This window comes from Campylobacter concisus (assembly GCF_902460545.1).
In the GTDB taxonomy this organism is placed as follows: Bacteria; Campylobacterota; Campylobacteria; order Campylobacterales; family Campylobacteraceae; genus Campylobacter_A; species Campylobacter_A concisus_AE.
Window position 1 is genome coordinate 1 of record NZ_CABPUE010000004.1, and the last position, 8,337, is coordinate 8,337.

At 32.3% G+C, this 8,337-nt stretch carries 9 protein-coding genes; 3 read left to right on the plus strand and 6 right to left on the minus strand.

Annotation, left to right across the window (positions count from 1 at the left end):
- From FZ949_RS03625 to FZ949_RS03645, 6 genes are all read right to left on the minus strand, one after another.
- The coding region (locus FZ949_RS03625; protein ID WP_148790146.1) for a hypothetical protein at positions 1-627 on the minus strand (627 nt) is incomplete at its 3' end.
- Entirely contained in the window at positions 628-1,392 is a 765-nt protein-coding gene (gene icmH / locus FZ949_RS03630) for a type IVB secretion system protein IcmH/DotU (protein ID WP_103579701.1), read from the minus strand.
- A gap of 8 nt (positions 1,393-1,400) precedes the next feature.
- A complete protein-coding gene (gene tssK, locus FZ949_RS03635) occupies positions 1,401-2,795 on the minus strand; it encodes a type VI secretion system baseplate subunit TssK (protein WP_107953949.1) in 1,395 nt (464 codons plus the stop codon).
- A gap of 1 nt (position 2,796) precedes the next feature.
- Positions 2,797-3,264, minus strand: a complete 468-nt coding sequence (gene tssJ, locus FZ949_RS03640) for a type VI secretion system lipoprotein TssJ (protein ID WP_054195914.1) — start codon at positions 3,262-3,264, stop codon at positions 2,797-2,799.
- Positions 3,265-3,815: 551 nt separating this feature from the next.
- Positions 3,816-4,022 carry a hypothetical protein gene (locus FZ949_RS09270; protein WP_107953950.1) on the minus strand — a complete coding sequence of 69 codons (207 nt, stop codon included), beginning with the start codon at positions 4,020-4,022 and terminating at the stop codon, positions 3,816-3,818.
- Positions 4,023-4,638: 616 nt separating this feature from the next.
- Positions 4,639-4,881, minus strand: a complete 243-nt coding sequence (locus FZ949_RS03645) for a hypothetical protein (protein ID WP_148790147.1) — start codon at positions 4,879-4,881, stop codon at positions 4,639-4,641.
- An 880-nt stretch (positions 4,882-5,761) separates the two neighbouring features.
- Between FZ949_RS03645 and FZ949_RS03650 the strand changes: the two genes are divergently transcribed.
- The 3 genes from FZ949_RS03650 to FZ949_RS03660 all read left to right on the plus strand — a co-directional run bounded on the left by FZ949_RS03650 (position 5,762) and on the right by FZ949_RS03660 (position 8,159).
- Entirely contained in the window at positions 5,762-7,543 is a 1,782-nt protein-coding gene (locus FZ949_RS03650) for a site-specific integrase (protein WP_148790148.1), read from the plus strand.
- Positions 7,544-7,624: 81 nt separating this feature from the next.
- On the plus strand, positions 7,625-7,876 hold the full coding sequence (locus FZ949_RS03655) for a type II toxin-antitoxin system Phd/YefM family antitoxin (RefSeq protein ID WP_084042015.1): 252 nt from the start codon (positions 7,625-7,627) through the stop codon (positions 7,874-7,876).
- The gene (locus FZ949_RS03660; RefSeq protein ID WP_103598904.1) at positions 7,866-8,159 is read left to right on the plus strand and encodes a type II toxin-antitoxin system RelE family toxin; all 294 of its coding nucleotides are present in this window, start codon (positions 7,866-7,868) and stop codon (positions 8,157-8,159) included. The genes FZ949_RS03655 and FZ949_RS03660 overlap by 11 nt, the downstream gene beginning before the upstream one ends.
- Positions 8,160-8,337 lie beyond the last annotated feature (178 nt).

Sequence of the window (8,337 nt, forward strand, 5' to 3'; positions counted from 1 at the left end):
CTTTAAAAGCATTAGTGATAAATTTATAAAATATTCTCTAAATTCTCTATCATTAAATGTACTAATGTCATTGCCGCTAAATGAAACGCTTTGATGGTAAGTTGGCTCAGTTTTAGTAATTACTTTTGGCTCTTTAGCTTTTAAAATTTCTTCTTTTTTTTCTTCTATATAAAGTGTATCAAAACGTGTACCAAGCTCTTGCGAAAGCTCAGGCACAAGATCATTAAAGGCTTTTGCGTCAGCTTGATCCAAAGCTTTATCATTAGCTTGCGTAAAAAGCTCTATTGTCTGAGCTATTATCTTTTTTTTAGCAGGTAGCTGCTTTTCGTTTTTTGCAAGCGAATTTGGCTCTTTTTTCAAAATAAATAGAAAAAAAGCAAAGGCTTTTATAAGTGTCTTAAAAGCCTCTTTGTCGTTTAAATTTATAGCAGAAATCGCTAAGAAATTTAAAAGCTTAGCATCAAGGCTAAACTCACTTAAGGCTTTTAAAGATGAGCTAAATACGTAATCCCACTTTATGCTATCATGCATCAAAGTTTTATACTTTGACATTTCATCAGTTAAACTAATATAAAGCTCATTCTCTAAAAAATCTTCATTAAATTTATTACAAAAATTATCTTGCACTTACTTGTTATCCATAAAATTCTCTATCTTATTATTTAGGACACTATCGTTTCTGATATTGTTTTGATCCATAGAATATGTACTATATAAAAATGCAGCTGCAATCATGGCAATAGCTAGCAAAATGAAATAAAATTTTAAACGCTTTAGCGAAAATACCTCAAGAAAGCTTTTCTTTGTCTGTTTTAAGTAGCTCTTTTCAAATACATTTTCATCAGCCTTTATAAGCGGAGAAACAGCCGAAGCTATATTTTCACAAAGGTAAGAAATTTTTTCATTGCAATCTTCTTGGGTTTCATATTTTCCTTTATAGCCAAGCACCAAACAAGCATATATAAATTCCAAGAAATCTTTATTTTTGCCAACATTTTCAAACCACTTATCCATAATGCCAAAGAATTTATTTCCGCCTAGATTTTCATTAAAAAATCTTGTTGTCAGGGTATTATTGGCCCAAAAGCTGTTCATAAAAATTTCATTTTTTAGCAAGCTCTCATCTATAAAAACACAAAGGCAATATCTAAGCCTAATGATATCGTCTTCCTCGTAAATGCCTAGATTTGATATCTTTGAAGTAGTGCTTAAGATATCGTTTATCAATTTTTCACGTAAATTTGCCATTTCACTTTGTGAAAAATTTTGTAATTTTGAAACCCTATTTGCCAAAAGAAGCAATGGTAACACGTGATCTAGTGCAAGATTTGTGCCAAGACCCAAAAGATTTGTTTGACTTAAAACTGAGGTTTCATTTTGATTTTCGTTCATTTTTATCCTTATAATAAAGCCCACATTTTAATGTCAGCATTCGGTAAATTTGCTGTTATATAAACGCTAATCACATTTTGATTTACAAAGCTTTTAAAAATTTCGTCTTTTTTGTCTATCTTGTAATAGATATAATCGTTTAACTTCGGTAAAGTACTAGGAACAACAGAAATTTGCTCTACGTTTATACCTCTTAGCTGTGAAGATACTATGCCTTTTATATTTGATTGAGTATGGATTTTGCATTGCTCTTTGAAATTTTTAAGAAGATACTCATTTTTCGTATCGCTGTGAATAGCAAAATAAATTTCTGAGTTTTCAATAATGCTTGGATTATCAAAAATACAGTCATAAAAGCCGTGATTGTTTTTAACAATTTGCGCCATTATATATTTTGGAGATAAGATATGTGAGAATAAAAGTCTTAGATTGTTTATCAAAGGCACAAAAGTTTGAGTTAAGTTATTGTGATCGTAGGCTATAAATTCGCTAAAACTATTATCATGACTAAGTGCTAACAAATCAGCCTGAAAATCAACTAATTTTTCATACAAATACTCTGGGTGAAATTTATCTTTCTTTAACAAATAAGAGAATATTAAATTCCATTTTTTTAGCATATTTAGTGTTAAATACGTTGAAAAATCAAGTCTATTTTTAGCTTGATCAACACCTCCTAGCAACCCAAAATAACTCTCTTGATGTTGCTTTGTAGCAAAGCTAAGCTCCTCTATAAAATTTATTATAAAGGTGTTTTTACTGATGTCAATACAAGTTGGAATAAATTTTTCGTCAAGTGTTATTTGTTTATTTAGGTCTATATTTTTTATTTTACAAATTGGTATGCTAAGCTCGTAAGGCATCTTTGAGCCAAATACTCCAAGAGATGATCTTTGGCTTGCTAGGATTAGATTTTCTTTATCTTGTGTAAAGGCAGAAGATAGTTCAAAATCATCTTTATCGTCTAGCTCGTTCAATATATCATTGCTAGCTTCATCATGCACTCTTGAGCTGATAAGTGCTTGCTTGGCTGTAAATTTTAGATTTGGTAAATTATTTTGCAAGCTAATATCAACCAAACCTGAGCTAATAGGTAGTTTTAGCACTATAATAGCTGAGTTTGGCTCACTTGGGCTTATCTCAAGTGGCTCTGGTAATTCATCTTGATCTGGCGCGTTAAAAATCGTGCCATCTTGAGAGATACAAGAAATTTTAGTTAGCCCTATTTTGCCTTGAAGCAAAAGATCGCTTGAAATTTCTAAATCTAAAACACCGTATAAATTTGAAAAAGAAGAGATGGTTTTTAGGTTTAAATTTCTCTCAAAATATCTTTCTTGCTGCTCGAAATGAACCTTATCAACGTTCATTCCGTTATACCAAACGACTTTTAGCTTTTCAGACATTTTATTTGCTTGCTTGTATTTTAGAGCTACTAGCGTCTAAAACATTTACGCCATTTTTTGTTATTTCAAAAACTATATTTTTTTCTTTTATCTCTTTTGTAGCTTTATAAGCCTTGATATTTGTCTTGCTCTGATCAGCATAAAGTACCAAAATACCAACATACGGAACCTCGTCAGGATATACATTTGTAAAAGCATATCTATTTGTATTTGGCTGAATTTGTGTTTTTATAGAGTCAATCTTGTCATAACCTAGTATTTCACCATTTCTCTCGGCTAGATCGATAATGCTAGCTTCTTTAAATTTAGCCACATCTCTTAATTTATAAGCTATGATAGTTATAGGAACATTATCGCCATGATAGTTCAAATTTGAATTTGGCATATTGCTTATAATAAGATCTTTTGCACATCCTGTAAGAAATAGCATAAATACTAAAAAAGATAGAAATTTAAATATTTTTTTCATGAGTTCCTTTACCTGATTTTAATAATATTATTTTTGCGTAATTATATCTAAAAAATTTAGATGATGCTTATTTTAAAATTAATGTTCTTAAACAAAACTTTTATATCTGTTCTCATTCTTTTTTATCGTCTTTGTTATTTTTATTATCTTTGCTACTCATACTACTACAGCCACCTGTGTTATTCCAGTAAATATACTTACCCCAGCTTCAGCCTCAGTCCGTAAATCCCCATCGCCTACTTTTATGTTTTTACCGCCTGTTCCCGCAAGACTGCCGAACAGTCCATAAAATCCACCAGCAAAACCTTTTCCTACCACTCTCTCTGCGTCCACATCTCTTGATCTATCTTTAAGTTGAGAATATAGTTCTGTAGATGAGTTAACAAAAGCGCCTCTGACTATTGCCGAGAATAAACCGCTAGCAGCTCCGCCATATGCACCGCCTAATGCATTTATTACTACTTCTGTATGGTCAATATTTTTAAAACTATAGCCGTTATTTATATACTGCGATCCAATATCTATACCTCCGCCTATGGTGGCGCCTGCTACTATACCCGGGTTTTTGAGCTATCATAAAATTTAATATCTTTTGTTACGTCTTTTATTAAAGTACTAGGACTGCTTTCCGAAGTAGAGAGCTTTGGTTTAGAAGCTATCACTAAATAACCTTTATCGTTAGTAATTTTATAAACCTCTACCGGTTTATTATTTTTACCTAATTGTTGATATATCACTTTATTTCCCGTTATATCCATACTATGAGCTACATACTCTTTGCCGTTATGTCTTAATATACCGTCGCCACCTAATTTTCCGCCTTTTGGGGTATTGGCTAATAGTTTTTCGTTTATTCTTTCAGTCGTTCCTATTTTAGAGATATTTTTAAAATTTCTGTTTATCGCCGCTGCTTTGTTTATTTTTTAATTTTACATTTGTAAAATTAAACGAATTCTTACTTTTTTCAAATTTAACTTTTTGCTTCTTTTGTTTTTTAGGGTTTCTATTTTGTGGTTTATCTGGTATAAATTTTTCAGGTCGAAAAGCCCAAAAAATCACGCCAATAGTAGAAATCTACGAAAAGATGCAAAAATAAACTAAACATCCATTTGATTTGTAGATTGTGAATTTAATGAGAAAGTAAAAAACAATAACAATAGGAATAAAAAATGATATACCTATTTTTAAAATTTTTATATTTTTAGATTTATTATAGATTATATAACAATGGCGAATAAACTTAAAACAAAAATATAGTACGAGCAAACCCAAAAATATAAGATAATCCAAGCAACTAATGGGTGATGATTGGCTAAATATACGATTAAATCTATGATTTTATATTGAAATTCTCGCCAGAAAGCATTAAAAAAATCATTCATTACCACTACCGCCGATAGTATTGTCTTTTATCGTATTGCGAAGTTCATAATTTACTCCTTGAAAAATTGTATGTCTAAAAATATTTCCATCATTTTCTATCATATTATTTAATAATTTATCTTCCCTATTTATTGATTTTATATTTAAGAAATCTCTCCATTGTTTTGATATTGCCCCAATTGAATGCTTTACTTCTCGCAAAATTTGAGAAATTTGACGCGTATTTGGTATCATTATCTCTATTTTTGTTTATATCTCTATGATCTTGTATATCCATCGATCTTTGGTTTTCATGAGTTATGGTCTTTACCAGATCTTTTATATCGGTTATGTTTTTGAAATTTATATAGCTAGCACCGGTTTGCAAACTCGTATAACATTTTATTTCTTCGTTATTATATACTCTTTCATTTTTTGTACGTAAGGCTGTGCGGTATAGTCTTTCTCAAAGCTTTCTTGAAAGCCTTTAAGAAAATTCTTTACAAAGGCTCTACTATGAAGCTCTTCATCTTTACTGTTAAACTTACTGAAGCTTAACTATTGGCAGTAGATGGATGTTCCTTGGGGTATTTTAAAGGTAACCTAAAATAAAAGCTAGAAGCAAGAATTTAAAACAAATTTATTTTTATGGTATTAAAAGGGTGATGGCTCTATAATCGTTGGAATTTTTAAGAGACTGTCCCACTTTAGTAACTAAGTGTTCCACTCTTAAAGGAAATTTTAAAGAAAGGGAAAGAACAAAAGCATCACTGCTAGCGCCTAAAATAGTGTGTTCTGGTGTCACGGGGGAGACTTGAACTCCCGACCTCCGGCTTATGAGGATTTTTTATATGAGCTCACAAAAGCCTGAAATACGCACTTTAGACGATTTTTTACTTAGTCATTACGTAAAACTGTTCCATTTTTGACCGGTTGACTATTAAATATGGGACAACACTTAAGGGAGCGAAACGGTATATATTACTACCGAGCTACACTTGCTCCAAGCATCAGAAAATTTTTTAACGAAAAGCGAGAAATTTGCTTCTCCACATCCACTAATCTCTTGGAAAAAGCCAGAAAAAGGGCTAAAATTCTAGATAATAATCTTTACCTGATAAAAAGGGCGGTTCACATGAATCTTAGTGATAGCATAATCCAATCTTTTGTAAATTCGTTTATGAAAGTGAAGCTTAGTAAGAGTATCAAAGAGCACTCTCTTCTTAACAAGAAGATGGATGTAGAATTTCTAAATGCGCTCAATGACTACTTTAAACAAAGTTTGATAGATGGCGATCTACCTCAAATTTTAATTAAGGATATAAGCAATATCACTAACACTGCTGGCGCTCTTGGTAGTAAGGATAAAGAGAACATAGGGCAAACTCTTTTAGAGAAGAATATACTAACACTTAACTATCTTGTATCAAAGCTTGAGAAGAGCAGCGTGCTCTTTGATGATAAGCGTGAGCAATACTTTCTCGAAGATGATTCTAGCGATAACTTAGCCAAACATGCCAAACCTAGTTCGTTTGACGCTAAGGACATAGCTTCATTCCAAGAAAATATAAAAGAGCTTGAAGATAGTGGTTGTTTGCCCATTACGGATGGACAGCTTAAGGCTATGGCTCAGAGGATTAGCGAAACGGTTTATGCCATACTAGATCAAAAGTATGGCTCGACCTCAAATTTAAAGCTAGTAAGAACAAATAATAGCCATAGAAGCATGGAAGATATCATAATGGATCCAAATCCACCAAAAAATATCAAGATAAAATTAGATGAAGATAGTAGCTTTAGTATTTTTAATCCTAGCGCCCAAGTAACACAAGAGTATGAGATTAGAAAAGCATTGCAAGTGGCATCTGGCTCTAGCAATCAATTCTCAGCTTTAAATTTAGAAGATCAAAAGAGCTTAAAGGATGCATTTCATATATTTGAAACAAACACTAAAAGAGCTGACAAGTGGTCGCCAGATACGCAAAGATTAGTTACTGGCGTAAAAAAGCTCTTATTTTTATACTTTAAAGAAGATACGCCAGTTTATAAGATCACGAGAGATAACTTGCTTGAATTTAGAGATCTTCTTTATAAAATTCCAACTAAGCTAGCTCAAAAGAGTAAGTACAAAGATAAAAGTTTATCTCAGATACTTAAGCTAGGAGAAAAGGACGATAAACTCTCTGAGCCTACTATCCAAAAATATATGATAAGGGTTATTCAGTTTTTTAACTACTGCTTTGATAGCGGCTATATAGGTAAAAGCATAACTGCAAAAATGAACGTAAAGATAGACATAGACCCTAGCGAAAGGGCAGTGCTTCCATACGAAGCATCAGAAGCTAGAAAGATCTTTGAGATAGTAACTAGTATCAAACAAAGTGGCAAATCTCCAAGTTCAAGGATAGAGGCTAATGAGCTCTACTATGTCACAATGATAGCTGCTTATAGTGGCATGAGGATAAAAGAGATCACACAGCTTCATAAGGAAGATATAACCTTAAAAGATGGAATTTACTGCTTTAACATAAACACAAATGATGGCAAAACCACCAAGACTAAAAACAGCATTAGGTTTGTGCCTATCCATAGTAAGCTCATAGATCTAGGCCTGCTAGAATATGTTAATAGCAAAAAAAGCGGAAATATATTTAAGGTAAGCAATAAGGACTTCTCTGAAATTTTTAGAAGCCAGATCCAAAGAAAGTTTATAGACAAAGACTCTAAAAAGACCTTCTACTCTTTTAGGCACTACTTTATAGACTATCTAGTGCAGCGCGAGGTTGAAGCTAACCTTATAGCCCAGATAGTAGGACATGAAAAGCAGTATAAAATTTTGCTAAACACTTATGCCAAGCCCATTAACGCTAATACACTAAAGGCTAAAGTAGAGATGGTATCGTATGAAAATGAATAGGGGCAAATTTCAAAGCATGAGTTTTAAGACTATCTTTATATCTTATTTAGTATTATTTTAGGTATTAAATAAAGGATAAAAATGCAAACCATACAAGCAAATTTCACAGCTAGCATAAGCGAGCTAAAAAAGTCTCCAGCTCAAATTTTAAAACAAGCTGGAGATAATGTTGTAGCTATACTAAACCACAATGTCCCTAGCGCCTATCTAGTACCCAGCTCTGTCTATGAAAAAATGGCAGAGATAATAGAAGAGTATCATCTAAGTAAAGCAGTAGACGCTGCTCTAGCAAGTGGTGAAAAACCAGTAAAAGTAAGCCTAGATGAGTTATGAGTTAGAGTTCTTGCCAAGCGCTTTAAAAGAGTGGCAAAAGCTAGACAATAGCATAAAAGTGCAGTTTAAAAAGAAGCTAAGTGAGCGTCTAGAAAACCCAAAGGTTACCAAAGACAAGCTACGAGGCTATGAAGATGTCTACAAGATCAAGCTAAGAGATGTCGGCTACCGCTTGGCATATCAAGTAAAAGATAGTGAGATAGTAGTGTTAGTGCTAGTTGTTGGCAAAAGAGAGAACAACGAAGTATACGAGATGCTAAAGGATAAATTTAACCAAGCATAAAGCTAGACTATTAGTCATCTGTGATTTGCTAGTAACTAATTTCATGTTACTAGCTTGTCCTATTTAAAGCGCTATTTTGTGATGAGCATAACCCCTATAAATTTATTATTTTATTTTCTTAATTTCATACTGGACTAAATTTCTAAGAGAAAATTTAAAAGCTACAAAAATTATATTA